General features: G+C 67.0%; 24 protein-coding genes. 14 read left to right on the plus strand and 10 right to left on the minus strand.

Features of this window, described 5'->3' with window-relative positions; translation table 11 throughout:
* Positions 1-85: 85 nt before the first annotated feature.
* From G0D83_RS06415 to G0D83_RS06435, 6 genes are all read right to left on the minus strand, one after another.
* Positions 86-292 (minus strand): hypothetical protein, encoded by a 207-nt coding sequence (locus tag G0D83_RS06415; RefSeq protein WP_095882092.1) that lies wholly within the window; start codon positions 290-292, stop codon positions 86-88.
* Positions 293-743: 451 nt separating this feature from the next.
* A complete protein-coding gene (locus tag G0D83_RS06420) occupies positions 744-1,106 on the minus strand; it encodes a hypothetical protein (protein WP_108968078.1) in 363 nt (120 codons plus the stop codon).
* Positions 1,107-1,208: 102 nt separating this feature from the next.
* The gene (locus tag G0D83_RS31845) at positions 1,209-1,352 is read right to left on the minus strand and encodes a hypothetical protein (RefSeq protein ID WP_193989079.1); all 144 of its coding nucleotides are present in this window, start codon (positions 1,350-1,352) and stop codon (positions 1,209-1,211) included.
* A 214-nt stretch (positions 1,353-1,566) separates the two neighbouring features.
* Positions 1,567-1,983, minus strand: coding sequence for a DUF6497 family protein (locus tag G0D83_RS06425; protein WP_164190699.1), 417 nt, complete (start codon positions 1,981-1,983; stop codon positions 1,567-1,569).
* Between the two features lie 33 nt (positions 1,984-2,016).
* Positions 2,017-2,355 (minus strand): hypothetical protein, encoded by a 339-nt coding sequence (locus G0D83_RS06430; RefSeq protein WP_164190701.1) that lies wholly within the window; start codon positions 2,353-2,355, stop codon positions 2,017-2,019.
* A 13-nt stretch (positions 2,356-2,368) separates the two neighbouring features.
* Positions 2,369-3,901, minus strand: a complete 1,533-nt coding sequence (locus G0D83_RS06435; RefSeq protein ID WP_108968084.1) for an acyl-CoA carboxylase subunit beta — start codon at positions 3,899-3,901, stop codon at positions 2,369-2,371.
* A gap of 175 nt (positions 3,902-4,076) precedes the next feature.
* Here G0D83_RS06435 and G0D83_RS06440 point away from each other — a divergent pair, with 175 nt between their 5' ends.
* The gene (locus G0D83_RS06440) at positions 4,077-5,309 is read left to right on the plus strand and encodes a multidrug effflux MFS transporter (RefSeq protein WP_164190704.1); all 1,233 of its coding nucleotides are present in this window, start codon (positions 4,077-4,079) and stop codon (positions 5,307-5,309) included.
* A gap of 39 nt (positions 5,310-5,348) precedes the next feature.
* On the plus strand, positions 5,349-6,752 hold the full coding sequence (locus G0D83_RS06445; RefSeq protein WP_108968088.1) for a short-chain fatty acyl-CoA regulator family protein: 1,404 nt from the start codon (positions 5,349-5,351) through the stop codon (positions 6,750-6,752).
* A gap of 3 nt (positions 6,753-6,755) precedes the next feature.
* Here the strand turns inward: G0D83_RS06445 and G0D83_RS06450 are convergent, their stop codons facing one another.
* Complete coding sequence (locus G0D83_RS06450) at positions 6,756-7,337, minus strand: hypothetical protein (protein ID WP_108968089.1); 582 nt, start codon at positions 7,335-7,337, stop codon at positions 6,756-6,758.
* A gap of 258 nt (positions 7,338-7,595) precedes the next feature.
* Here G0D83_RS06450 and gatC point away from each other — a divergent pair, with 258 nt between their 5' ends.
* From gatC to G0D83_RS06485, 7 genes are all read left to right on the plus strand, one after another.
* Positions 7,596-7,883, plus strand: coding sequence for an Asp-tRNA(Asn)/Glu-tRNA(Gln) amidotransferase subunit GatC (gatC, locus tag G0D83_RS06455; protein WP_164190706.1), 288 nt, complete (start codon positions 7,596-7,598; stop codon positions 7,881-7,883).
* Complete coding sequence (gene gatA, locus G0D83_RS06460) at positions 7,880-9,367, plus strand: Asp-tRNA(Asn)/Glu-tRNA(Gln) amidotransferase subunit GatA (RefSeq protein ID WP_164190708.1); 1,488 nt, start codon at positions 7,880-7,882, stop codon at positions 9,365-9,367. The genes gatC and gatA overlap by 4 nt, the downstream gene beginning before the upstream one ends.
* A 44-nt stretch (positions 9,368-9,411) precedes the next feature.
* Positions 9,412-10,095, plus strand: coding sequence for a hypothetical protein (locus tag G0D83_RS06465; RefSeq protein ID WP_164190710.1), 684 nt, complete (start codon positions 9,412-9,414; stop codon positions 10,093-10,095).
* Positions 10,056-10,763 (plus strand): N-acetylmuramoyl-L-alanine amidase, encoded by a 708-nt coding sequence (locus tag G0D83_RS06470; RefSeq protein WP_164190806.1) that lies wholly within the window; start codon positions 10,056-10,058, stop codon positions 10,761-10,763. Before G0D83_RS06465 ends, G0D83_RS06470 begins: the two co-directional genes overlap by 40 nt.
* Positions 10,764-10,956: 193 nt before the next feature.
* A complete protein-coding gene (gene ctaD / locus G0D83_RS06475; protein WP_108968098.1) occupies positions 10,957-12,630 on the plus strand; it encodes a cytochrome c oxidase subunit I in 1,674 nt (557 codons plus the stop codon).
* A 328-nt stretch (positions 12,631-12,958) separates the two neighbouring features.
* A complete protein-coding gene (locus tag G0D83_RS06480) occupies positions 12,959-13,453 on the plus strand; it encodes a DUF2244 domain-containing protein (RefSeq protein WP_164190713.1) in 495 nt (164 codons plus the stop codon).
* Positions 13,454-13,470: 17 nt separating this feature from the next.
* The gene (locus G0D83_RS06485; RefSeq protein ID WP_164190716.1) at positions 13,471-14,382 is read left to right on the plus strand and encodes a hypothetical protein; all 912 of its coding nucleotides are present in this window, start codon (positions 13,471-13,473) and stop codon (positions 14,380-14,382) included.
* Between the two features lie 54 nt (positions 14,383-14,436).
* Here G0D83_RS06485 and G0D83_RS06490 read toward each other — a convergent pair whose 3' ends face one another.
* A complete protein-coding gene (locus G0D83_RS06490) occupies positions 14,437-14,904 on the minus strand; it encodes a GatB/YqeY domain-containing protein (RefSeq protein WP_108968104.1) in 468 nt (155 codons plus the stop codon).
* Between the two features lie 196 nt (positions 14,905-15,100).
* Between G0D83_RS06490 and carA the strand changes: the two genes are divergently transcribed.
* Both carA and G0D83_RS06500 read left to right on the plus strand, forming a co-directional pair.
* Positions 15,101-16,246 (plus strand): glutamine-hydrolyzing carbamoyl-phosphate synthase small subunit, encoded by a 1,146-nt coding sequence (gene carA, locus G0D83_RS06495; protein ID WP_164190733.1) that lies wholly within the window; start codon positions 15,101-15,103, stop codon positions 16,244-16,246.
* A gap of 96 nt (positions 16,247-16,342) precedes the next feature.
* A complete protein-coding gene (locus tag G0D83_RS06500) occupies positions 16,343-18,241 on the plus strand; it encodes a glycosyltransferase family 2 protein (RefSeq protein WP_164190756.1) in 1,899 nt (632 codons plus the stop codon).
* Positions 18,242-18,260: 19 nt separating this feature from the next.
* Here the strand turns inward: G0D83_RS06500 and G0D83_RS06505 are convergent, their stop codons facing one another.
* Complete coding sequence (locus G0D83_RS06505) at positions 18,261-18,905, minus strand: GntR family transcriptional regulator (protein ID WP_108968109.1); 645 nt, start codon at positions 18,903-18,905, stop codon at positions 18,261-18,263.
* A 146-nt stretch (positions 18,906-19,051) separates the two neighbouring features.
* Here G0D83_RS06505 and G0D83_RS06510 point away from each other — a divergent pair, with 146 nt between their 5' ends.
* The 3 genes from G0D83_RS06510 to G0D83_RS06520 all read left to right on the plus strand — a co-directional run bounded on the left by G0D83_RS06510 (position 19,052) and on the right by G0D83_RS06520 (position 21,271).
* Entirely contained in the window at positions 19,052-19,696 is a 645-nt protein-coding gene (locus tag G0D83_RS06510) for a pyrimidine 5'-nucleotidase (protein WP_164190759.1), read from the plus strand.
* Between the two features lie 109 nt (positions 19,697-19,805).
* Positions 19,806-20,021, plus strand: coding sequence for a hypothetical protein (locus G0D83_RS06515; protein WP_164190763.1), 216 nt, complete (start codon positions 19,806-19,808; stop codon positions 20,019-20,021).
* A 56-nt stretch (positions 20,022-20,077) separates the two neighbouring features.
* Positions 20,078-21,271 carry a UbiH/UbiF family hydroxylase gene (locus G0D83_RS06520; protein WP_164190767.1) on the plus strand — a complete coding sequence of 398 codons (1,194 nt, stop codon included), beginning with the start codon at positions 20,078-20,080 and terminating at the stop codon, positions 21,269-21,271.
* 22 nt (positions 21,272-21,293) lie between these two features.
* Here the strand turns inward: G0D83_RS06520 and G0D83_RS06525 are convergent, their stop codons facing one another.
* The gene (locus tag G0D83_RS06525) at positions 21,294-23,243 is read right to left on the minus strand and encodes a lytic transglycosylase domain-containing protein (protein WP_164190771.1); all 1,950 of its coding nucleotides are present in this window, start codon (positions 23,241-23,243) and stop codon (positions 21,294-21,296) included.
* Positions 23,244-23,356 lie beyond the last annotated feature (113 nt).

Raw genomic sequence — 23,356 nt, forward strand, 5'->3', positions numbered from 1 at the left:
AAGGCCACCGGAGCGAATTGCTCCGGTGGCCTTGGAAAACGTGTAAGCCGGCGTGCGGCGAACGCCGCCGCCGTGCCGCGTCAGATTAGTTGCAGTACTGCGGGGTGACGTCGTCGCAGACCACGCCCGCGGTTGCGCCAACCGCTGCGCCGACCATGCCGTCACCGCCGACCGCGCGGTCGATGAGATAGCCGCTGCCTGCGCCGATTGCGCCGCGCTGGAGGTCGGAGTTCTCGCAAGCAGCGACACCAAAGACACCAAGGACGGCAAGGATACGGATAACGTTTTGCATGAGGGACACTCCCCGATTTGTGTAAGTTGAACTTGCTCTTCAACGCCACGGATTTGGTGAAGGTTCCACACATCATTTCGTTTTCTTGCGGCATGCGCGCCGCTCCGCCGACGCAGGGCGCCCTGCGGGCGCAACCCCGCGCATTTCCCGCCCCACTGACGCGACGGAATGCCCCCGTCCGAAGCTCTTTGCGCGGCGCGGCGATCTGCCTGCGCCGTCAGACGGGCACCTTGTTCGGACGGAGAGAAAAAAGAAGCGGGCGCGCGGTCAGGGGATGTGCCGCAACGCCCGCGAGGGGAAGGGTAACGGCGAGCAATGGGCGCAGCCAGAGACTGCGTCATTGCCCGCAACGTCTTGAGAGTGCACGACTCGCCGGCCCGGTCAAAGCCATACCCCGTAGGATAGGCCAGACCGGCCCCTTTTCGCGCATGGCGCGAAAGGAAGAGCGAGTTTACGCCCATTCGTCGTTCTCGTCGAAAGCCTCGGGGAAAGACGCGCGGGCGGCGGCCTCGTTGATCACCAGCATCGCCTCGTAGCTCTCGGGGTCGAAGGGATCATCGTAGGGCAGCACTTCGCGGCCGAAGAGCCAGGAAAGCCGCCCGGCGTCGAGATTGCCACGTTCGAAAGGTTCGGTACCGAAGTGCGCCCAGAGCGAGGCCATGAAGGCCAGGTCGGCGCGCTTGTCCGCCGCCTTGCGGTCGCGGAAGCGCTCCCGCCGGATGATGGCGGTGATCCCCTTGGGGTTCGCGCGGCGGATGGTGAATTGAAAGTCCGTGCCAGGAAGTCGGCTCGGAAAGCCGCGGTGCTTCAGCATACCGGGCCCCCCTCTATAAGGGCCCGTGGAAGCGGGCGGTGAGATGCGGCCCTGCGGGGCCGGGAGTGCGGGACGGACCCGAAGGCCCGCCCCGGCGACAAGTTACTTGTACTTGCCGGTGTAAACGGGCTCCGCGGTAACGGGCTCCGGATCCACAACCACGTATTCTTCTTCCTGCTGGCCGCCGCAAGCGGAAAGGGTTGCGACGAAGCCAAGCATTGCAAGCAGATGGATGCTCTTGGACATCTTATTCTCCTGTCAGATTCTCTGGGCCCTACGGAACCTTGCGGCCCGGTCTGCCCTCGTTCGGGTGTTTCGACTGCGAATGTGCAATCACCCCCCAACATAGCGCAAGTTACGAAAAAGAAATACGTAACTCGCTTCGTCGGCAGATTTTTCCGATCGGGGGGCACAAAATTGGAGAAATCTGAGCGGATTTCCGCGCACGACGAGAACAACATCAGAACGCCTCCCAGACACAGACCCCGTTTCGGGGGCTATAGGCTTCGAAATATTGACGGATCTCAGGTGCGCTTTCCCCATGGGCAACTGGTTCGGCCATGAGCGAAATGACGATCAGGGACGGAATCACCTCCGCGCCTCCGAGCTGCGGCAGGGCGAAACTGTCGCAAAGATGCTGCATGTCGGCGGCGACTTCGTCGAAGCTGCGAGGGGTCGCACCGCCGATCTGCGGTGCCAGAAAGCGGAAGCGCTTGATCGCGGCCGAGGCATCCCACAGCGCGTCGTAAAAGGTGACCGGCATGCCCGAGGGCACTGCCACGACGCTCTCCTCTAGCGCCGTGGCCAGGCCCGGCGTCATGGCAAGCGCCAGAGCCAGAGTCCCGATCTTGCTCAGCCTCGTGCAATCGAGCGTCACAAGGACCTCCCGTTCCTCATCTTACGCGGCAACTCAGGCCGCCCAGTTCACCCAGCGCGCCCGGTTGGCGCGATCTTCCAGAACGTCGGCGATGCGCGCTTCGACGGCTTGTCGCGGCACGGCGCCGGCCACCTCTCCGCCCGCTTCGACGGTGACGCCGCCTTCGCGGGGCGTCACGCGCACCACCGGGGCGAAGCCGCGCAGGTCGCGCAGCGCCCGCCACATGTCCTGCCGCACCTGATGCGCCAGCCGATCGAGCCGGCCCACCGGCGGCAGCAGCGTCTCGACCTTTAGATCGAAGCGCGCCGGACAGCGCCGGGCAAGCGTTACCGCCTCGCCCTCGCGTGCCACGTGCCATCCCTTCACCTGCATCGCGGCCTCCGAGTCAGAGGGGAATATTGTCGTGCTTCTTCCACGGGTTGCTAAGGCTCTTGTTCCTCAGCATCGCGAAGGCGCGGCTCACCCGGCGACGGGTGGAGCGCGGCTGGATCACCTCGTCGATGAAGCCGCGTTCCGCCGCGACGAAGGGGTTCGCGAAACGGTCCTCGTAGCTCGCCGTATGCTTGGCGATCTTCTCGGCGTCGCCGAGGTCCGCGCGGTGGATGATCTCGGTCGCCCCCTTGGCTCCCATCACCGCGATCTCGGCGGTCGGCCAGGCATAGTTCACATCGCCGCGCAGGTGCTTGGAGCTCATCACGTCGTAGGCGCCGCCATAGGCCTTGCGGGTGATGACGGTCACTTTCGGCACCGTCGCCTCGCCGAAGGCGAAGAGCAGCTTGGCGCCGTGCTTGATGACGCCGCCGTATTCCTGCGAGGTCCCCGGCAGGAAGCCCGGCACGTCGACGAAGGTCAGGATCGGGATCTCGAAGCAGTCGCAGAAGCGGACGAAGCGCGCGGCTTTCTTCGAGCTGTCGATGTCGAGGCAACCCGCGAGCACCATCGGCTGGTTGGCCACCACGCCGACGGTCTGCCCCTCGAGTCGGATGAAGCCGGTGATGATGTTCTTGGCGTGCTCTTCCTGGATCTCGTAGAAGTCACCCTCGTCGGCGACCTTCCCGATCAGCTCCTTCATGTCGTAGGGCTGGTTCGCGTTTTCCGGGATGATCGTATCGAGCGAGCTTTCCACCCGCTCCACGTTGTCGAAGAAGGGCCGCACCGGCGGCTTCTCGCGGTTGTTCAGCGGCAGGAAGTCGACAAGGCGCCGCACCTCGGCAAGCGCCTCGACATCATTCTCGAAGGCGCCGTCGGCGACCGAGGATTTGCGGGTGTGGGTGGTCGCGCCGCCCAGCTCCTCGGCGGTCACCACCTCGTTGGTCACCGTCTTCACCACGTCGGGGCCGGTGACGAACATATAGGAGGTGTCTTTCACCATGAAGATGAAGTCGGTCATCGCCGGCGAGTAGACCGCGCCGCCGGCGCAGGGCCCCATGATCACCGAGATCTGCGGGATCACCCCCGAGGCCATGATGTTGCGCTGGAAGATCTCGGCATAGCCCGCGAGGCTGTCGACCCCCTCCTGGATGCGCGCGCCGCCGGAGTCGTTGAGCCCGATCACCGGCGCGCCGTTCTGCATGGCCATGTCCATGATCTTGCAGATCTTCATCGCGTGAGTGGCCGAGACGGACCCGCCAAGGACGGTGAAGTCCTGGCTGAATACATAGACCATGCGGCCGTTGATCGTGCCCCAGCCGGTGATCACCCCGTCGCCGCTGGGACGGTTGTTCTCCATCCCGAAATCGGTGCAGCGGTGCGAGACGAACATGTCGTATTCTTCGAAACTGCCCTCGTCGAGCAGGAGCTCGATGCGTTCGCGCGCGGTCAGCTTGCCCTTGGCGTGCTGCGCGTCGATCCGCTTCTGCCCACCGCCGAGGCGGGCGTCTGCGCGGCGCGCCTCCAGTTCGTGAAGAATGTCTTTCATGGCCAGTCCTCTCCGTTTGCCCGGACCATACAGTGGAGGCCCCACCGCTCAAGTCAAATTCGGCAAATTTGCAAATCTTGAAAACAGCCGTGATAGCAAATAGCAAATCAGCAAATATCGTCCCACTGATGTGATACACGTGGACTTTGAGAAGCGCGCGACATACGGAAACCTCATGAGCACATCATCGCGCGGGCGCTTTCTCGACCCCTCGACCCCACCGCATCTTGTCACGCTAGTCCTGCTTGCCGGGCTGTCGGCGCTGGCGATGAACGTTTTTCTGCCGTCGCTGCCGCAGATGACGGCCTATTTCGACACCGAGTACCGGCTGATGCAGCTTTCGGTTGCGATCTACCTCGGGGTCAATGCCGCGCTGCAAATACTGATCGGGCCGATCTCGGACAAGCTGGGCCGCAGGCCGGTGATTCTCTGGGGGGTCGCGTTGTTCATGCTGGCAACGCTGGGATGCATCTTCGCCAGCAACATCACGCTCTTCTTGCTGTTCCGCATGTGCCAGGCGGTGATCGTCACGGCCATGGTGCTGAGCCGCGCCGTGGTGCGCGACATGGTCGGCCAGGAAGAGGCCGCCTCGATGATCGCTTATGTCACCATGGGCGTCGCGGTGGTTCCGATGGTTGGCCCGGTGATCGGCGGCGCGCTCGGCGAGCTGCTGGGCTGGAAGGCGATCTTCTGGTTGCTCTTCGCGCTCGGCGGTGCGGTGTTCTGGCTGAGCTGGCGCGACCTCGGCGAGACCTCGGTCTCCAGCGGCCTGTCGTTGGCCGCGCAGTTCCGCGAATACCCCGAGCTGCTGAAGAGCCCGCGCTTCTGGGGCTACGCCATGGCCTGCGCGCTCTCTTCGGGCGCCTTCTTCTCCTACCTCGGCGGCGCGCCCTTTGTCGGCTCCGAGGTCTACGGGCTGAGCCCGGCATCCTTGGGTGTGCATTTCGGCGCCCCTGCCGTGGGGTATTTCATCGGGAACGGAATCTCGGGACGCTATTCGGCGCGGGTCGGCCTCAACCGCATGATCCTCTGGGGCTCCTTGATCCTCACCGGCGGACTCGCGGCCGCACTACTCACCTTCGCGCTGACCGACGGTGGCTCGGCGCTGATCTTCTTCGGCTTCATGACCCTTGTCGGCCTTGGCAACGGCATGACCATCCCCAATGCCACGGCGGGCACCCTTTCCGTGCGGCCGCATCTCGCGGGCACCGCCTCGGGCCTTGGCGGGGCGATCATGATCGGCGGCGGCGCCGCGCTCTCGGCGCTGGCGGGGGCGCTTCTGCAACCGGGCACGGGCGCCTGGCCGCTGCTCTGGCTCATGCTGGCGACCGCCGTCGGCTCGGTGATCTCGATCCTGCTGGTGATCCGCCGCGAACGTCGGCTCGGGGGGCTGGACGCCGCCGGGTGAGTTTGCAAAATTGCCAGAGATGGGGGCAAAGGTGCAAACATGGCGACACGAAAACTCTACGCGGGCGCGAAGCTGCGCGACCTGCGCGGGCGGCTGGGGCTGACGCAAAAGGACTTTGCCGGGAAACTCGGCGTGTCGCTGCCCTATCTCAACCAGATGGAGAACAACAACCGCCCGGTTTCGACCACGGTGGTGCTGGCGCTGGCGCAGGAGTTCGGCTTCGACGTCACAGAGCTGGGCCAAGGCGACTCGGAGCGGCTGATCTCGGACATGCGCGAGGCGCTGGCCGACCCGGTCTTCGGCGAGCATGCGCCGCCGCTGGCCGACCTGCGGCTCACCGCCTCCAATGCCCCCGCCCTCGCCCGGGCCTTTCTCGAACTGCACCGCGCCTATCGGCAGACCCACGAGCGGCTGGCCTCGCTCGACGAGGCGCTGGGGCGGGAGGGCACGCAGATGCAGCCGTCGCCCTGGGAAGAGGTGCGCGACTTCTTCCATTATTGCGACAATTACATCGACGCGGTGGACCGCGCCGCCGAGCACTACGCGCATTCGCTGGGAGAGGGCGGCGCCGACCTGCGCGGGGCGGTCATCGCCCACTTGCGCGAGCGCGGCATCACCCTGGAATTCTCGCAATCCGCGCCGCTGCGCAGCTATGACGCCGAGCAGCGGGTGCTGACCATGTCGTCGCTGGCGCAGCCCGAGACGCTGACCTTCCAGATGCTGATCCAGGTGGCGCTGCTGCGGCAGGACAAGCTGCTCGAGGCGACGCTCGATTTGGCCCGTTTCCAGTCCGACACGGCCCGTGCCATCGCCAAGCTCGGGCTCGCCAATTACTTCGCCGGTGCGGTGATGATGCCCTATATGCGGCTACTGGAAGCCGCGCAGGAGACCCGGCATGACCTGGAGCTTCTGGCGGCGCGCTTCGGCGCTTCGGTCGAGCAGGTGGCGCACCGGCTCTCGACGCTTCAACGACCCGGCGCAAAAGGCATTCCATTCTTTTTCGCGCGGGTGGATCAGGCCGGAACGATCACCAAGCGGCACTCCTCGACCCGGCTGCAGTTCGCCCGTTTCGGCGGCGCCTGCCCGCTGTGGAACGTGCACCAGGCCTTCGAGACGCCGAACCAGTTCCTGCGCCAGCTCGCCGAAACGCCTGACGGGGTGCGCTACGTGCTGCTGGCGCGCGACGTGACCAAGCCCGCGGGCCGCTTTGGCGCACCGGTGCGGCGCTTTGCCATCGCGCTCGGCTGCGAGGTGAAACACGCCGGCGCGCTGGTCTATGCCGACGGGCTGGATCTGGGGCAGGACCGCGCCTTCGAGCCGATCGGCATCTCCTGCCGGATTTGCGAGCGCACCGATTGTCACCAACGCTCGGTGCCGCCGCTTGAGAAGCGGATTTCCATTCACCCCGAGCGCCGGGACATCCTGCCCTATACGCTGGAGTAGCGCTCAGCCCTCCTGTAGCCGCAGCGCGCGCTTGGTGGCAAAGACCTCCTGCCGCTCGACCCAGGGGTACTTGTGGTCATCCACCACCGGCCCCCAGTAGAGCTCGCCCCCGAAGCGCCAGGGATCGAGAACGATCCCCTCTTTCATCGTGCCGCCCTTCTGGCTGACGATGACCGAGCTGTGCTCGATGCGGAAGGTCTTCATCGCGTTGGCGATGCCGCGGTGCAGGTCGAGGGTGCGGAAGTTCTCCTGCTCGAGCCGCGCCTGCAGATCGTCCGCCCACTGGTAGCACAGCCCGCGGGGTCGGGTGCCGTTGTTGACCTTGATGTTGTGGATGTAGGCCGGGTCGGTCACGTTCCACGCCACTGCGAGCTCGCGCGGGTAGTCGATCGAGATGCGCGCCATCCGCTGCGCCTCTTCGGGATCGACGCCGGGACCAAGATTCTGGATCGACTGCGCCAGCGCGGCGTATTCCGAGGGCGGCGGGGCGGGCACATGCGGATCGCGCGCAGCCGCGCAGGCCGAGAGAAGCGAGGCGGCCAGCAGCAGCGGCAGCACGGAGAGGCGGGAGAAGAACTGGGACACGGCTCGGGAGGTCTTGTTGCTGGGAAATGGAACAGGGCCTGACCTAGCGCGCGGGAATGAGCCTGTCGAGCGGGGAGCGTTCGACACATGGCGCAGCGTCGCCCCTACGCGCGCCTGCCGGGGCGCGGCATCCGACCGGCGGCTCGACCGTGATTCCGGGAACCCGCCCCCTGGCCCCCTCTCTGCGCCTTGCGGGGCGATGCGTGGGGGGGTAAAGGCAACGGGACTTTGACGGACATTCACGGACAGGGGGAACCCATGTCGATCGACATTCAGACGGCGGCGCGTGTCGCCAAGCTGGCACGCATCCGCGTGGAAGACGAGGCGCTTCCGGCGCTGGCACAGGAATTCAGCAACATCCTCGAGTTCATCGAGCAGCTGAACGAGGTGGACGTGGAGGGCGTCGAGCCGATGGTCTCGGTGACCCCGATGCGCCTGAAGCGCCGCGCCGACGGCGTGACCGACGGCGGCATGCAGGACAAGATCCTCGCCAACGCCCCCGATGCCCGCGAGGGCTTCTTTGCCGTGCCGAAGGTGGTGGAATGACCGAGCTGACCAAGATGAAATTGTCCGAGGCCCGCGACGCGCTGCGCAAGGGCGACGTGACCTCGGTGGAGCTGACCGAAGCCTGCCTTTCGGCCATCGAGGGCGCGGATGCGCTCGGCGCTTTCGTGCACAAGACCCCCGAGATCGCGCTGGAGCAGGCCAAGGCCGCCGACGCGCGCATCAAGGCTGGCGATGCGCCCGCCATGTGCGGCCTTCCGATCGGCGTGAAGGATCTCTTCTGCACCAAGGGCGTGCCGTCGCAGGCGGCCTCGGCGATCCTCGAGGGCTTCACCCCCGAGTACGAGTCGACCGTGACCAGCCAGCTCTTCGACGCCGGCGCGGTCATGCTGGGCAAGCTCAACATGGACGAGTTCGCCATGGGCAGCTCGAACGAGAACACCTGCTACGGCCCTGCGGTGAACCCGTGGAAACGGACCGGCGATGACACCCAGCTGACCCCAGGCGGCTCGTCGGGCGGCTCGGCCTCGGCGGTTGCGGCGGACCTCTGCCTTGCGGCCACCGGCACCGACACCGGCGGCTCGATCCGCCAGCCCGCCGCCTTCACCGGCATCACCGGCATCAAGCCGACCTACGGGCGCTGCTCGCGCTGGGGCATCGTCGCCTATGCCAGCTCGCTCGATCAGGCCGGCCCGATGACCAAGGACGTGCGCGACGCGGCGATCATGCTGCAGGCGATGTGCGGCCACGACCCCAAGGATTCCACCTCCGCCGACCTGCCCGTGCCCGACTTCGAGGCCATGCTGACCGGCGACATCCGCGGCAAGACCATCGGCATTCCCAAGGAGTATCGCGTCGAGGGCATGCCCGAGGAGATCTCCAAGCTCTGGGACGAGGGCGCGAAGATGCTGCAGGATGCCGGCGCGAAGGTCGTCGAGATCTCGCTGCCGCACACCAAGTACGCGCTGCCGGCCTATTACGTGATCGCGCCGGCGGAAGCCTCGTCCAACCTCGCCCGCTACGACGGGGTGCGCTACGGCCACCGTGCCAAGCTGGCGCAGGGCGAGGGCATCAACGACATGTACGAGAAGACCCGCGCCGAGGGCTTTGGTCTCGAGGTGCAGCGCCGCATCATGGTCGGCACCTACGTGCTGTCGGCAGGCTTCTACGACGCCTACTACAACCGCGCCCGCAAGGTCCGCACGCTGATCAAGAAGGACTTCGAGGATGCCTTCGCCGCAGGGGTCGACGCGATCCTCGCGCCGGCCACCCCGTCGTCGGCTTTCGGCATCGGCGAGATGAAGACCGCGGACCCGGTGCAGATGTACCTGCAGGATGTTTTCACCGTCACGCTGAACCTTGCCGGGCTCCCGGGCGTTGCAGTTCCGACCGGGCTGGACTCCAAGGGCCTGCCGCTCGGACTTCAGTTGATCGGCCGTCCGTGGGAGGAAGGTGATCTTCTGAACACCGCCTACGCGCTGGAACAAGCCGCCGGGTTTGTGGCAAAACCGGCGAAATGGTGGTAAAGGCCCCTTAAAAAAGGCGCCAGAAAAGGACTAGGGCAGCGGTTATGACACGCATTCTCCTCGGTGGCGCGGCCTTGCTGGCCCTCGCCGCCTGCACCACACCGATCCCCGACAGCGGGGCGGGCTTCAACGACTACGACAGCTACCAGGCCGAGCGTGCGCAGCGCGACGCGGTGCTCGAGAGCAGCCCGGCGGTCACCTCCTCGGAGCTCCCCCCGGCGGGGCGGAGCGACGATCCGGCGGTCGCCGCGGCGACCTCGGTGCTCGACGCCCCCGCGGGCACGCCGCTGCCCACGACAGCCGGTACCCCGGCGCCGCAGTCGGTCACCGATTCCTCGGGCCTGTCGGAAGAGAACAGCTTTGACGCGGTCTCGTCCGAACGCACCATCGAGGACGACAAGACGCTGATCCAGCAGAACCGCGCGCAATACGAGGTGGTCGCCCCGACCGATCTGCCGGCGCGGCCGGATTCGGATGCGCCGAACATCGTCGCCTATGCGCTGCAGACCAACAACCCGGTCGGCACGCCGCTCTACAGCCGCTCGGCCTTTGCCTCCGAAGAAAAGGGCCAGCGCAACTGCGCCAAGTACGAGACCAGCGACCGTGCACAGGAAGCCTTCCTGTCCGGCGGCGGCCCCGAGAAGGACCGCAACGGGCTCGACCCGGATGGCGACGGCTTCGCCTGCAGCTGGGATCCCGCGCCCTTCCGCGCGGTGCGCGGCTACTGAACCGGGCCTTGGACCCGATCTGGTTCCCGTCTGACAATTTCGGGCCGCGACGCTACGGCGCGCGGCCCGATCTCGTTGTGCTGCACTATACCGCGATGAAGAGCGCGGAGGCGGCGCGCGATTGGCTGTGTTCCCCCGAGGCCGGCGTCTCGGCCCATTACGTGCTTGGCTACGACGGCACCTGCTGGCAGCTGGTGACCGAGGAAATGCGCGCCTGGCACGCCGGGCTCGGTGCTTGGGGCTCGGTGGAAGAGGTCAATTCCCGCTCCATCGGCATCGAGATCGCCAATACCGGCGCCGAGCCCTTCCCCGAGGCGCAAATGGCGGCGCTGGAGGTGTTGCTTTCGGGCATCCTCGCGCGCTGGTCGATTCCCCCCGAACGTGTCATCGGCCACGCCTGCATGGCGCCGGGGCGCAAGATCGACCCGGGCCCGCTCTTCGACTGGTCCCGCCTCGTCGCCAAGGGCCTAGCGGTGTGCGCCGCGCCCACCGAGCCGGGCGATTTCCTGAAGGACGCCTGGCGCTTTGGCTACCGGGTCGCGCCCGAACAGCTCCCCGCGCTTCTCACCTCCTTCCGCGACCGTTTCCGCCCTGGCGCCAGCGGCCCACTCGACGACACCGACCGCGCGCTGATGGCCGGTCTCGCGACGCGCTGGCCCGCCGCCTGAGCCTCGGGGTCGCGAAGCCGCCGCCCGAGAAGCGCAAGGGGGGGGTGCGACAATTAATTTTGATCTAGATCAAAGGAGATGATTGCCCGGCCGTTGGTCGGCATCTAAAAGGATTGCCAGACGAGGGGCGTGGAGGAGTAAGTGCGCGCCCTTGCGAGGGACGTACCTAACAAGGACCAACAGGAGGCACGCAATGGCAGATGCAGCCATTCACGGCCACGAGCACGAGGACGACCGCGGGTTCTTCACCCGATGGTTCATGTCCACGAATCACAAGGATATCGGGATTCTCTACCTGATTACCGCGGCATTCGTGGGCCTCATCTCCGTGGCCTTCACCGTCTACATGCGCCTGGAGCTGATGAGCCCGGGCGTGCAGTTCATGTGCATGGAGGGCGCACGCCTATTCCCGACTTCGGTCGAGAATTGTACCCCCAATGGGCATCTGTGGAACGTGATGATCACCGGCCACGGGATCCTCATGATGTTCTTCGTGGTCATCCCGGCGCTGTTCGGCGGTTTCGGCAACTACTTCATGCCGCTGCAGATCGGCGCGCCGGACATGGCCTTCCCGCGGATGAACAACCTCAGCTACTGGCTTTACGTGACCGGCTCGACCCTGGCTGTCTGCTCGGTCTTCGCCCCCGGCGGCAACGGCCAGCTCGGTTCGGGCATCGGCTGGGTTCTCTACCCGCCGCTTTCGACCACTGAGTCCGGCCTCTCGACTGACCTCGCAATCTTCGCGGTGCACGTCTCGGGTGCCAGCTCGATCCTCGGCGCGATCAACATGATCACCACCTTCCTGAACATGCGTGCCCCGGGCATGACGCTGTTCAAGGTGCCCCTGTTCTCCTGGTCGATCTTCGTGACCTCCTGGCTGATCCTGCTGTCGCTGCCGGTTCTGGCCGGCGCGATCACCATGCTGCTGACCGACCGCAACTTCGGGACGACCTTCTTCAACCCGGCGGGCGGCGGCGACCCGATCCTCTACCAGCACATCCTGTGGTTCTTCGGCCACCCGGAAGTGTACATCGTGATCCTGCCCGGATTCGGCATCATCAGCCACGTGATCGCTACCTTCTCGCGCAAGCCGGTCTTCGGCTACCTGCCGATGGTCTGGGCGATCATCGCGATCGGCGCGCTTGGTTTCGTCGTCTGGGCGCACCACATGTACACCGTGGGGATGTCGCTGACCCAGCAGAGCTACTTCATGCTGGCGACGATGGTCATCGCGGTGCCGACCGGCGTGAAGGTATTCAGCTGGATCGCCACGATGTGGGGCGGCTCGATCGAGTTCAAGACGCCGATGCTCTGGGCGATCGGCTTCCTGATCCTCTTCACCATGGGCGGCGTGACCGGCGTGGTGCTGAGCCAGGCAGGCGTCGACCGTGCCTACCACGACACCTACTACGTCGTGGCACACTTCCACTACGTGATGTCGCTGGGTGCGGTGTTCGCGATCTTCGCAGGGATCTATTTCTACTTCCCCAAGATGACCGGCAAGATGTACCCCGAATGGGCCGGCAAGCTACACTTCTACGTCATGTTCATCGGTGCGAACCTGACCTTCTTCCCGCAGCACTTCCTGGGCCGCCAGGGCATGCCGCGCCGCTACATCGACTATCCCGAGGCATTCGCCCTCTGGAACCACGTGTCGAGCTGGGGCGCGATCATCTCCTTCGCCTCGTTCCTGTTCTTCTTCTGGATCATGTGGCACTCGCTGCGCAAAGGCGCCGCCTGCACCGCCGCGAACCCGTGGAACGAATACGCGGACACGCTGGAGTGGACCCTGCCTTCGCCGCCGCCCGAGCACACCTTCGAGCAGCTGCCGAAGCGCGAGGACTGGGACAAGCATCCCGCCCACTGAGCGGCTGACGCTCAGAGAGAGTGACAAGCGCCGGCCCCGGGGAAACCCTCGGGGCCGGTTCTCCTTTGCGGGGCCGCGTCCCGAGCAGACCGCGATGACCCTGCCCGACCGCTTCGCTGTGATCGCCGACATCCACGGCCATGCCGACCCGCGGCAGGCAGTGCTGGCAGGTGGCGCACCAGCACATACCCTACAATCCCGCTCGCATGGTTGCCCTTGCCCGCAAGGGCGGCCGCGACGACTGGGCCGCGGCGCTCGAGTCCGGCAGGATCAGCGGTTGACCGGCAATTCCCTTCGACAGGCCGCGCGCGGGTGCTAGTCTCCGCCCATGCCCTACCGGTGGACCCCAGCCCCTGACGACACGGGCGGCGAGCTGACGCTCTGGCCGCACCAGTCGCTTTCGGCCAAGGGCTTCGTCACCTTCATCGGGATTTTCTTCTTCATGGCGCTGATCCCCTTCTACGGGCTGCTCGGCACGCATCTGCTCTGGGCGCTGCTGCCCTTCATGCTCGCAGCGCTCGGCGGCATCTGGTACGCGCTGCGCCGCAACGAGCGGGACCGGCAGATCGTCGAGGTGCTGACGCTTTCGCCGCAGATCACGCAGTTGCTGCGCCAGAACCCGCGGGGCGCGGCGCAGGACTGGCAGTGCAATACCTATTGGGTCACTGCCCAGATGCACGAGACCGGCGGACCGGTGCCCCATTACGTCACGCTCAAGGGCGCGGGACGCGAGGTTGAGATCGGCGCCTTTCTGAGCGAAGAGGAGCGCAAGATGCTCTATCTCGAGCTTTCCGACCGGCTGCGGCATCTGGCGCGGCCCTGACCGCGCGAAAGGTTTCCATGGCCCAGGTCCCTGCCACCAAGAAGATGAAGCGCCGGGCGCTGCGCCTTGCCGCCGCCGTGAGCCCGGCGCTGGCCGGAAAGCTCTCGCCCGTGGCCTCGGAACGCGCCGCGCTCGCGCTGCGGGTCGCGACAACCGGACGGCAGCGCCCCCGCGCCGAGCAGGTGCTCTTTCTCATTCCTCTGGTCGGCCCGCACCACGTCGGCGACTGGGAGGCGGTGATCGCCCGGCTGGCGCAGACGCTGGAGAGCTTCCGGCGGCAGCAAGGCGCCTGGAAGGCAGTGATCTGCTGCCAGGAGCGCCCGACCCTGCCCGCTGCGCTGGCCGCAGATGCGCGGATCAGCTGGCTGCCCTTCGACGATCCGACCCCCGGCAACGACAAGTGGCGCAAGCTTGCGGCGCTCTGCGATCACCTTGGAAAGATCGTCACGAGACCCTCCTACGTCATGAGTTTCGATGCCGACGACCTGCTGCGGGACGGCACCGTGGCCGAAATGCTGGAGCGGCAGGAGGCGGGCTATCTTGTCGAAGAGGGCTACGTCATGGACCACGCCACCGGCGACGTCGCGCTGGCCGGACCGCCGACTGCCGCGCTGCCGCTGCGCAAGCCGTTCTGGAAGCTCTGCGGCTCATGCCTCGCGCTGCACCACGACCCGGCGCTGCCGCAGAGCGCGGATTTCCTGCGCGAGATGACCCAGCATGAGCACCGGATGTTCCCCTATCTCGCGGCGCTGGCCGGGCGGACGCTGGTGCCATTCCGCACGCCTGCTGTTCTCTACGTGCTGAACCACGGGGAAAATTTCGGCGCCCGGCGCGGGCGGGTCGGGTTCAAGACGCGCTTCGTTCAGCGCTTCCGGATCGCCGATGCAACCGAGGTTTCGCAGGTGGCGGAGGCATTCCCCGCCCCCTGAACGCGCGGCACCTCTCTTCGAAGAGAGGTGCAAATTTCTTGGAGGGAACGTGCCTCAGCCGGCCGCCGCGAGCCGGTCCTTGACCATCGGCCCTACGGCGCCGAAATCCATGCGGCCCTGATAGCGCGTCTTCAGCACGCCCATCACCCGGCCCATATCGCGGATCGAGCTGGCGCCCACTTCCTTGACCGCCGCGTCGACCGCCTGCGAGACCTCGTCGTCGCTCAGCGGCTTGGGGAGAAACTCCTCGATGATCGGGATCTCGGCCAGTTCCGCCTCGGCGAGGTCGAGACGCCCGCCCTCTTCGTAGGTGCGCGCGCTCTCGCGGCGCTGCTTCACCATCTTGGCGAGGATCGACAGCAGCTCCGCATCCTCGACCCCGTCGTCATTGCCCTCGGCACGGGCGGCGATGTCCCGATCCTTCACGGCTGCGGTGATCAGGCGCAGCGTCGAGAGCCGCTCGGAGTCCTTGTCTTTCATGGCCTGTTTGGTGGCGGCCTTGATGCGTTCTCGCAAATCCATCGGAAAGGATATCCCCTTACGTTTCCAAGCCCCGAGACTACAGAAAGGCTCCAAAGGGCGCAATCCCGCCCTATACCAATGGAAGCCATTGTTTTTGCTATATTTATTTGAGGAAATCAGCGCTTGACCCTTTCGAGCGCTTCCCTTAGGCATGGCGCGATTTGCTTCCCGCCCAGATCCGAACAGGAGTCGCGCCATGTCGCTCGCCACCCCCCAAAAGCCCACCGCATGCCTCGCGCTCGCCGATGGGACGCTGTTTTACGGACAGGGGTTCGGTGCCACGGGGGAGGCGCAGGCCGAGCTCTGCTTCAACACCTCGATGTCCGGCTACCAGGAAATCATGACCGATCCGTCCTACGCCGGGCAGATCGTCACCTTCACCTTCCCGCACATCGGCAACACCGGGGTAAACCCCGAGGACGACGAGACCGGCGATCCGGTCGCGGCGGGCATGGTGGTGAAATGGATGCCGACCCAGTCCTCGAACTGGCGTGCGGTGCAGGAGCTCTCTGACTGGCTGGCGGCGCGCGGGCGCATCGCCATCGGCGGCATCGACACCCGCCGGCTGACCCGGGCGATCCGCCAGCAGGGCGCGCCGCACGTCGCCATTGCGCACAACCCCGAAGGCGTCTTCGACGTCGAGGCGCTGGTCGCCTCCGCCCGCGCCTTCCCCGGCCTCACCGGGCTCGACCTCGCCAAGGACGTGACCTGCGCCCAGAGCTACCGCTGGGACGAGATGCGGTGGGCCTGGCCGGACGGCTACAAGGCTCAGACCAACCCGCGCAAGAAGGTGGTCGCCATCGACTACGGCGCCAAGCGCAACATCCTGCGCTGCCTGGCCTCGGCCGGCTGCGAGGTGACGGTGCTGCCCGCCACCGCGACGAAAGACGAGGTGCTGGCGCATAAACCCGACGGCGTCTTCCTGTCGAACGGCCCGGGCGATCCTGCCGCCACCGGCAAATACGCCGTGCCGATGATCAAGGGTATCCTCGACGAGACCGAGCTGCCGATCTTCGGCATCTGCCTTGGCCACCAGATGCTGGCGCTGGCGCTCGGCGCCAAGACCATCAAGATGAACCACGGCCACCACGGCGCGAACCACCCGGTCAAGGAACTCGAGACCGGCAAGGTCGAGATCACCTCGATGAACCACGGCTTCGCCGTCGACGGCCAGACCCTGCCCGCCGGCGTGGTCGAGAGCCACGTGAGTCTCTTCGACGGCTCGAACTGCGGGATTCGCATGACGGACCGGCCGGTGTTCTCGGTTCAGCACCACCCCGAGGCCAGCCCCGGCCCGCAGGACAGCTTCTACCTGTTCGAACGGTTCGTGAACAACATGTGATCTTCCCGCGATTTGTTTCGCGGAGAGCCACAATTTAAGACTCGATTTACCGACATGCCCTGAACTCCCTGTATCCAGAGAGTTCAGGAGCCTGTCATGCAAGACACGCCTCCGACGTCCCAGACTCGCCGGCGCGCCGGTGGGCTGTCCGATCTTGGCCGTCCGATAACCGCGCTCCTCCTCGAGGACGGGGCCTTGGACGCGGTACAGGCGCTCGAGGCGCTGGCCCGCAGCCGGCTCGAGCGCAATCCGCTCTCCCGCCTGCTGCAGGCCGAGGGACGGGTCTCGCCCGAACAGCTGCGCGACGCTCTGGCGCGCAGCCACGGGGCGCCCGCCCTGTCCCGGCTGACCGCCCCGCCCTCCGCCGCGCTTGCGGGTCTGCTGCCGCCCGATGTCTGCCTGCGCCACGGCGCGCTGCCCTGGTTGCGGATCGATGACGGGCTGCTGCTTGCCATGGCGCATCCCGAGGGCTTCGCCCGGGTCCGCGCCCTGCTGCCCGAGAGCGAGAGCCGCGTTGTTCTGGCCCTCGCGACCGAGGCGGACATCTTCGCCGAGGTCACCGAGCGCCACGCCGCGGACATGGCGTTGCAAGCCGAAACCAGCCTTCCCGCCGATCTCAGCTGCCGCGACCTGAACCGGCTGCCGCCTTCGCGCGCCGCTCTGCTCGCCATTTCGCTGGCCGCGCTGCTGACGCTGCTATTCAGCGCCCCGACAATGTTCTTTGGCGCTTCCCTTGCGCTGGCCGCGACGACGATGCTGGTCACGCAGCTTGCCAAGCTCGCCGCCTTCGGAGCCGGCATGGCCCCGATGCCCCCGCTCCCCACCGGTCCGGAGGGTGGACCCTCGGGATGCCCTTCCATTTCGCTCATTGTCCCGCTGCACCGCGAGGAAACCATCGCCGCCACGCTGGTGCAGCGGCTTGATCGGCTCGACTACCCGCGCGCCGCGCTTGAGGTGCTGCTGGTGCTCGAGGCCGAGGACAGGATCACCCGCGCCACGCTCGACGCCGCGGCGCTGCCGCCGTGGATGCGCATCGTCGAGGTGCCTCCCGGCGGCGTAACCACCAAGCCCCGCGCGCTGAACTACGCGCTCAACTTTGCCCGCGGCGCGCTCATCGGGGTCTACGACGCCGAGGATTGCCCCGCCCCGGACCAGCTGCGCCGCCTCGTCGCGCATTTCAGCCGCGCCCCGCCCGAGATCGGCTGCGTGCAGGGTATTCTCGACTTCTACAATCCCAAGGCAAACTGGCTCTCGCGCTGCTTCACCCTCGAATACGCCTCCTGGTTCCGCATCCTGCTGCCCGGCTTTGCGCGGCTCGGCTTTGCGATCCCGCTGGGGGGCACCACCGTCTTCTTCCGCCGCGAGGCGCTCGACCGGGTTGGCGGTTGGGATGCGCATAACGTAACCGAAGACGCCGACCTCGGCATCCGCCTGGCCCGCTTCGGCTATCGCACCGAGCTGTTGCCGCTGGTCACCCTGGAAGAGGCCAATTGCCGGCTCTGGCCCTGGATCCGCCAGCGCTCGCGCTGGCTCAAGGGCTACCTGATCACCTGGCGGGTCCACATGCGCCATCCCCGCCGCTGCCTGCGCGAGCTGGGCACCTGGCGGATGCTGGGACTGCAGCTCATCTTTCTCGTCGCGCTGCTGCAGTTGCTGCTGGCGCCGCTGCTCTGGGGCTTCTGGCTCTATCAACTCGGGGCGTCCTACCCTGCGCTCGGCCCCGCCACGGCCAACCTGCTGCCGGCGCTCACAACGCTGCTGCTCGGCTCCGAGGCGGTGATGCTCCTGATCGGCCTCGGCGGCGTGCTGCGCAGCCCGCATCCGCGGCTCCTGCCTTGGGTGCCGACGCTGTTCCTCTATTATCCGCTGGCAACGATCGCGCTCTACAAGGCGCTGTGGGAGACGCTGCGCCGGCCCTTCTACTGGGACAAGACCACCCACGGGCACTCGGCCCCGGACCACGCGGGCACCGATGCTCCCGCGGGCGATCCGTGACGGTTCCGGCTGGCACGGATCAGGCGGTCTTGCGGCTGTCGAGCTTGAGACGGGTGACGAAGGCCACCGAGATATGTTCGCGCAGCGCCTTGTCTGCCGCCGCCTCGTCGCGCCGGGCTATGGCATCAACGATGGCCGCATGTTCCGCCAGCGCGTTTGTTCCGCGCCCCTCGGCGGCCAGCGAGGTCGTCGCCATCAGCGCCATGGAGCGGTGCACGAGGTCAAGCTGCTGCACGAGGTAGCGGTTGTGCGAGGCGAGCTGGATCATCCGGTGGAAGCGGCGGTTGGCCCGCGCCAGCGCCGCCGGATCGTTGAGCAGGGCACGGTCGTCCTCGACCATGTCGCGCAGCACCTGCACCTCTTCCTCGGTGGCATGGCGCGCCGCGAGCCGGGCGGCCAGACCTTCCAACTCGGTGCGGACCACGTAGAGCTCGGCCATCTGGTTGTGATCGAGCGAGGCGACGATCAGCGAGCGCCCGTCGCGCGCCAGAAGCGATTGCGTCTCGAGCCGCTGCAGCGCCTCGCGGATCGGCGTGCGCGAGACACCGAATCGCTCGGCCAGCTCGCTCTCCACCAGCCGGTCGCCGGGGCGGTACACCCCCTGGTCGATAGCCTCGAGGATCAGCGTGTAGGCATCCTTGTTCGGCGTCCGGATCTGGCTCATCTGGGGCGGTCCTTCATAGGTGATGCAGCAAGATAGCGGTAGCGGGGGGCCGGGATCAACGCCCCGCTTGGCCGCAGGCCGCGCAGCGTCGCCCTGCGGCCCCACCGCGCATTGCCGGCCGGCTTGCCCGAGCGTAGGGTGCAGCCATGGTAAAGCAGCATTTCTCCCATGTGCGCCACTGGGTCTTCGACCTCGACAACACGCTCTATCCGCCGGCCGTGCGGCTCTTCGACCAGATCGAGCGCAAGATGACCGACGTGGTCATGCGGGTGACGGGTGCCGACAAAGCCGAGGCCAACACCCTGCGCAAGCGCTGGTGGATGGACCACGGCACGACGCTGGCCGGGCTGATGGCAAACCACCAGCTCGACCCCGAAGCCTATCTGACCGAGGTGCATGACATCTCCTTCGACGCACTCGAGCCCGACCCGCGCCTTGCCGAGCTGATCGCGAACCTGCCGGGGCGCAAGATCGTCTACACCAACGGCAGCGCGCCCTACGCGGCGCGGGTGCTGGAAGCGCGCGGGCTCGCGGCCGCTTTCGATGCGATCTATGGCGTCGAACACGCCGGATATCTCCCCAAGCCCGAGCCGAGGGCCTTCGAGACGGTCTTTGCCCTTTCCCGCACCGACACCGGCACCGCGGCGATGTTCGAGGACGATCCGCGTAATCTTGCCGCACCCCACGCCATGGGCATGCGCACCGTCCATGTCGCCCCCGAACGCGGACAAGGCGAACATATCCAGCATCATACGGACGATCTGACAGCTTTCCTCGCCCGGCTTTCCTGAGCCGCCGCGGCCGCCTCGCCGCCGCGGCGCGGGGGCTGCGACATTTTTCGGCATGGGAGCACGCAGGCTCCCTGCCTATCTCCTGCCCAGCTTCAGACAGGAGAGTCCCATGACCGCAGCCGACTTCACCACCGTTCAGGACACCCACGCCCCCGCCAAGCGCGGACTTCGCGGCGAGGCCGTCTTCTTCCTCGTGGCCGCGCTGCTGCTGGTGATCGCCGTGGTCAACACCCTGGCCTTCGGCCTCGTGGGCCTTGCCATGACCGCGCTGGCGCTGGTGCCGGTGTGCTACTTCATGCTGCTCTGGATCACCGTCGGCAAGTAAGCCGCATGGTCATGGCCGCCCGCCTGCCCTAGATAAGGGCGCAAAGGAGAGCGGTCATGGATTACGACATTCTCATCTCGGGCGGCGGGATCGCCGGGCTCACCGCGGCCGCCGCCTTCGGCAACGCCGGCTTCTCCGTGCTCTGCGTCGATCCGGCGCCGCCGGTGACAGAGCGCGAGGCGCAGGGCGCCGACCTGCGCAGCACCGCCTTCCTGCAACCGGCGCAGGCGTTTCTCGCCGAGGCGGGCCTCTGGGAGCGCCTCGCCCCACACGCCATGCCGCTGCAGGTGATGCGCATCGTCGACGCCGGCGGCGAGCTGCCCGAGCCCCGCATCGTCAAGGATTTCGACAGCGCCGAGATCTCCGAGCTGCCGTTTGGCTGGAACCTTCCCAACTGGCTGCTGCGGCGCGAGCTGTCGGCCCACCTGCACGGGATGGAGCGCGTCACCTTCCTGCCCGGCACCGCCACGACCGCACTCTTCACCCGCGAGGCCGAGGCCCGCGTCACGCTCAGCGATGGCCGGCGTATCCGCACCCGGCTGGTAATTGCCGCGGACGGACGCAATTCGCCGATGCGCGAGGCCGCGGGGATCGGCGTGAAGACCACCCGCTTCGGACAGAAGGCGCTTGCCTTCGCCACCACCCACCCGATCCCGCATGGCAATGTCTCGACGGAAATTCACCGAACCGGCGGGCCGTTCACGCTGGTTCCCCTGCCCGATTTCGAGGGCCAGCCCTCCTCGGCGGTCGTGTGGATGGAGGAAGGGCCAAAGGCCGAGGCGCTGATGGCCTTGGACGAGGCCGCCTTCGAGGCCGCCATGTCCGAACGGTCCTGCCACCATTTCGGCCCGCTGAAGCTGGCCTCGCGCCGCACCATCTGGCCGATCATCGCGCAGCACGCCGAGAGCCTGACCGGCCAGCGCCTCGCGCTTGTGGCCGAGGCGGCGCATGTGGTGCCCCCCATCGGCGCGCAGGGGCTGAACATGTCTCTGGCCGACATGAAGGTGCTGCACGATCTCGCGGTGGCGCGCCCCGAGGCGCTTGGCGAGGCGTCGATGCTCGACGCCTACGCCCGCAAGCGGATGCCCGACATCCGTGCCCGCGTCGCCGGGATCACCGCGCTGAACCGCGCCTCGATGCTGTCGACCCCGCTGCTGCGCGACGCGCGCGCCACGGCGCTGGATGCGCTCTACGGCGTCAAATCCGTGCGCAAGACGCTGATGCAGATGGGCCTCGGCGCGAAGGGGTGAGGCCACGTCACGCCGGGCGCTTCTACTGCCCCACCCGCAGCGTATGGCCGGTCAGCTCCTCGCTGAACGGCACTGGGTGCGGCTCGAGTCCCAGCCGCGCGCGGTAGACCGGCAGGCTCTCGGTCACCCGCATCACGTAGTTGCGGGTCTCGGTGAAGGGGATCAGCTCGATCCAGTCGATCATGTCGATCTCACCCTTCAGCGGGTTGCCGAAGATCTTCATCCAGCTCACCGGGCGCGACGGCCCGGCGTTGTAGCCCGCCGCCATCATCACCGGGTTGCCGTCGAACTGCTGCGACAGGCTCTGCAGGTAGCGCGCGCCGAGCTTGGCGTTGTAGCCCGGGTTGTCCAGCAGGCCCTCGAAACTGTAGGGCACGCCGAGCCAGCCCGCGACCTCCTTGGCGGTGCCGGGCATCAGCTGCATCAACCCGCGCGCGCCTGCGCCCGAGACCACGCGCGGATCGAACTCGGACTCGCGCCGCGCGATCGACAGCACCATCTCACGCGGGACCGGGAAATCCACCTTCAGCAGGTCCGGGTGCAGCGCGTAGTAGGGGCCGGCCAGCTCGAGCCCATATTGCGCCGCGCGCTTGCCGACCATGACCTCGACGTGCGGACGCTGCATCTGTGCCAGCATCTGTCCGAGCTGGCCGATCTGCTGCCGGTCGAGCCCTTCGGCGAGATGGGTCAGGAAGCGCTCGCCCAGCGACGTCTCGCCCGACGCCAGCAGCAGGATCGCGGCGCTGTAGACGCTGCTTTGGGTAAACGGCGCCGCGCGCCAGTCGGGGAAGCTCTCGGTTCCCGCCAGCTTCGGGTCGGACGCGATGCCGCCACGCTCCGCCGCCAATAGCCCGTAGAAGGAGGTCTGGTAGCGCGCGCCCTGCGCATAGGCCTGCTTCGCCCCCTCGGTGTCGCCCAGCTCTTCCAGCGCGCGGCCCATCCAGTAGCCCGCACGGCCCTTGGAGATTGGCGAGGTCACCGCCCCGTCGTGGTTGCGGAAGTGGCGCAGCGCGGTCTGCGGATCTTCGAGGAAGCGCAGCGCGATGAAGCCAGAGAGCCATTCCAGCGCGGCGTATTGGTCGCCCTCGGTCAGCCCGTGACGCGAGGCAATGGCATAGGCGGTTTCGGCATCGCCCCGGCGCATTTTTTGGTGCGCCAGGTCGTCGCGCCGCCCGGCCCAGGCCCAGGGCTCGCCAAGCGCCTCGGCACTGCTCGAGCGTTCGAGCAGCAGCGAGATGGCATCGTCGTCGCGGCCCTTGCGGAGACGCCAGAGGTAGCGCTCATAGGCCAGCCCCGGATCGTTCGCCAGCGCCGCGGGCACCGCTTCGATGCGGCTATCGACGCCCGGATCCAGCGCGCGCAGCGCCAGCCGCGCCTCCGCGAGCTTGCGCCAGCCGTCCGAGACCAGCGGCAGAAGCGCCCGCGCATTGTCCTCCCAGCCCTGCCAGAGCGCCATGTCGAGCCGCGCCTCGTGATGCGGTTTCAGCAGATCGGGCCAGTCGCGCAGGAACGTCGCGCGCTCTTCGGCGCTGAGCGGCAGGGTGCGCCAGGCCATGACGACGTCGGCCTCGGCGGCGCCGCGTTGCCCCTCGGCCAGATGCGCGCGCGCCAGCGCCAGCGCCCCGGCGCCGGTCTGCGGAAGGTAGCCCGAGAAGAACGCGCGGATGGTGCCGAGATCGGATTCCGAAATGGCGATCTCGGACTTCTCGCGCAGGTAGGGCATGCCCGGCCAGTCGGGGTTGCGCGTGATGAAATCCATCACCTGGGCGGCGTTGCCCCGGCTGGCGCGCAGGTAGTGCCAGAGCACCACGTCGAGCGCGGCCTGGCCGTCGCCCCGCGACTCGATAAGAGCGGAGGCCCAGTTGCCCGACCGCATGTCCGCCATGGCCTTGGCGAGCGGGCGCTCGTCGGGCAGGGCAGGCGTGGCAATCAGGGCAAGAAGCACGAAGAGAGCGGCGCGGAGGCGCGACATGAGCTTGCAATTTCCTTGACGAAAAGGAATAGACACGCCGCGGAGATTACCGCGTGGCAGGGGGTGATCCAATTCACATTCCCTCCAGCCCGGGGTCTCGCAGCTACGAAGCG

Origin of the sequence: Salipiger sp. PrR003 (genome assembly GCF_010500785.1) — a bacterium.
In the GTDB taxonomy this organism is placed as follows: domain Bacteria; phylum Pseudomonadota; class Alphaproteobacteria; order Rhodobacterales; family Rhodobacteraceae; genus Salipiger; species Salipiger pacificus_A.

Excerpts from the sequence above, each read along its gene's own strand:
- G0D83_RS06415 (WP_095882092.1), bottom strand. The coding sequence starts at position 292 with ATGCAAAACGTTATCCGTATCCTTGCCGTCCTTGGTGTCTTTGGTGTC.
- G0D83_RS06420 (WP_108968078.1), bottom strand. The coding sequence starts at position 1,106 with ATGCTGAAGCACCGCGGCTTTCCGAGCCGACTTCCTGGCACGGACTTT.
- G0D83_RS31845 (WP_193989079.1), bottom strand. The coding sequence starts at position 1,352 with ATGTCCAAGAGCATCCATCTGCTTGCAATGCTTGGCTTCGTCGCAACC.
- G0D83_RS06430 (WP_164190701.1), bottom strand. The coding sequence starts at position 2,355 with ATGCAGGTGAAGGGATGGCACGTGGCACGCGAGGGCGAGGCGGTAACG.
- G0D83_RS06435 (WP_108968084.1), bottom strand. The coding sequence starts at position 3,901 with ATGAAAGACATTCTTCACGAACTGGAGGCGCGCCGCGCAGACGCCCGC.
- G0D83_RS06440 (WP_164190704.1), top strand. The coding sequence starts at position 4,077 with ATGAGCACATCATCGCGCGGGCGCTTTCTCGACCCCTCGACCCCACCG.
- G0D83_RS06445 (WP_108968088.1), top strand. The coding sequence starts at position 5,349 with ATGGCGACACGAAAACTCTACGCGGGCGCGAAGCTGCGCGACCTGCGC.
- gatC (WP_164190706.1), top strand. The coding sequence starts at position 7,596 with ATGTCGATCGACATTCAGACGGCGGCGCGTGTCGCCAAGCTGGCACGC.
- gatA (WP_164190708.1), top strand. The coding sequence starts at position 7,880 with ATGACCGAGCTGACCAAGATGAAATTGTCCGAGGCCCGCGACGCGCTG.
- G0D83_RS06465 (WP_164190710.1), top strand. The coding sequence starts at position 9,412 with ATGACACGCATTCTCCTCGGTGGCGCGGCCTTGCTGGCCCTCGCCGCC.
- ctaD (WP_108968098.1), top strand. The coding sequence starts at position 10,957 with ATGGCAGATGCAGCCATTCACGGCCACGAGCACGAGGACGACCGCGGG.
- G0D83_RS06480 (WP_164190713.1), top strand. The coding sequence starts at position 12,959 with ATGCCCTACCGGTGGACCCCAGCCCCTGACGACACGGGCGGCGAGCTG.
- G0D83_RS06485 (WP_164190716.1), top strand. The coding sequence starts at position 13,471 with ATGGCCCAGGTCCCTGCCACCAAGAAGATGAAGCGCCGGGCGCTGCGC.
- G0D83_RS06490 (WP_108968104.1), bottom strand. The coding sequence starts at position 14,904 with ATGGATTTGCGAGAACGCATCAAGGCCGCCACCAAACAGGCCATGAAA.
- carA (WP_164190733.1), top strand. The coding sequence starts at position 15,101 with ATGTCGCTCGCCACCCCCCAAAAGCCCACCGCATGCCTCGCGCTCGCC.
- G0D83_RS06500 (WP_164190756.1), top strand. The coding sequence starts at position 16,343 with ATGCAAGACACGCCTCCGACGTCCCAGACTCGCCGGCGCGCCGGTGGG.
- G0D83_RS06505 (WP_108968109.1), bottom strand. The coding sequence starts at position 18,905 with ATGAGCCAGATCCGGACGCCGAACAAGGATGCCTACACGCTGATCCTC.
- G0D83_RS06510 (WP_164190759.1), top strand. The coding sequence starts at position 19,052 with ATGGTAAAGCAGCATTTCTCCCATGTGCGCCACTGGGTCTTCGACCTC.
- G0D83_RS06515 (WP_164190763.1), top strand. The coding sequence starts at position 19,806 with ATGACCGCAGCCGACTTCACCACCGTTCAGGACACCCACGCCCCCGCC.
- G0D83_RS06520 (WP_164190767.1), top strand. The coding sequence starts at position 20,078 with ATGGATTACGACATTCTCATCTCGGGCGGCGGGATCGCCGGGCTCACC.
- G0D83_RS06525 (WP_164190771.1), bottom strand. The coding sequence starts at position 23,243 with ATGTCGCGCCTCCGCGCCGCTCTCTTCGTGCTTCTTGCCCTGATTGCC.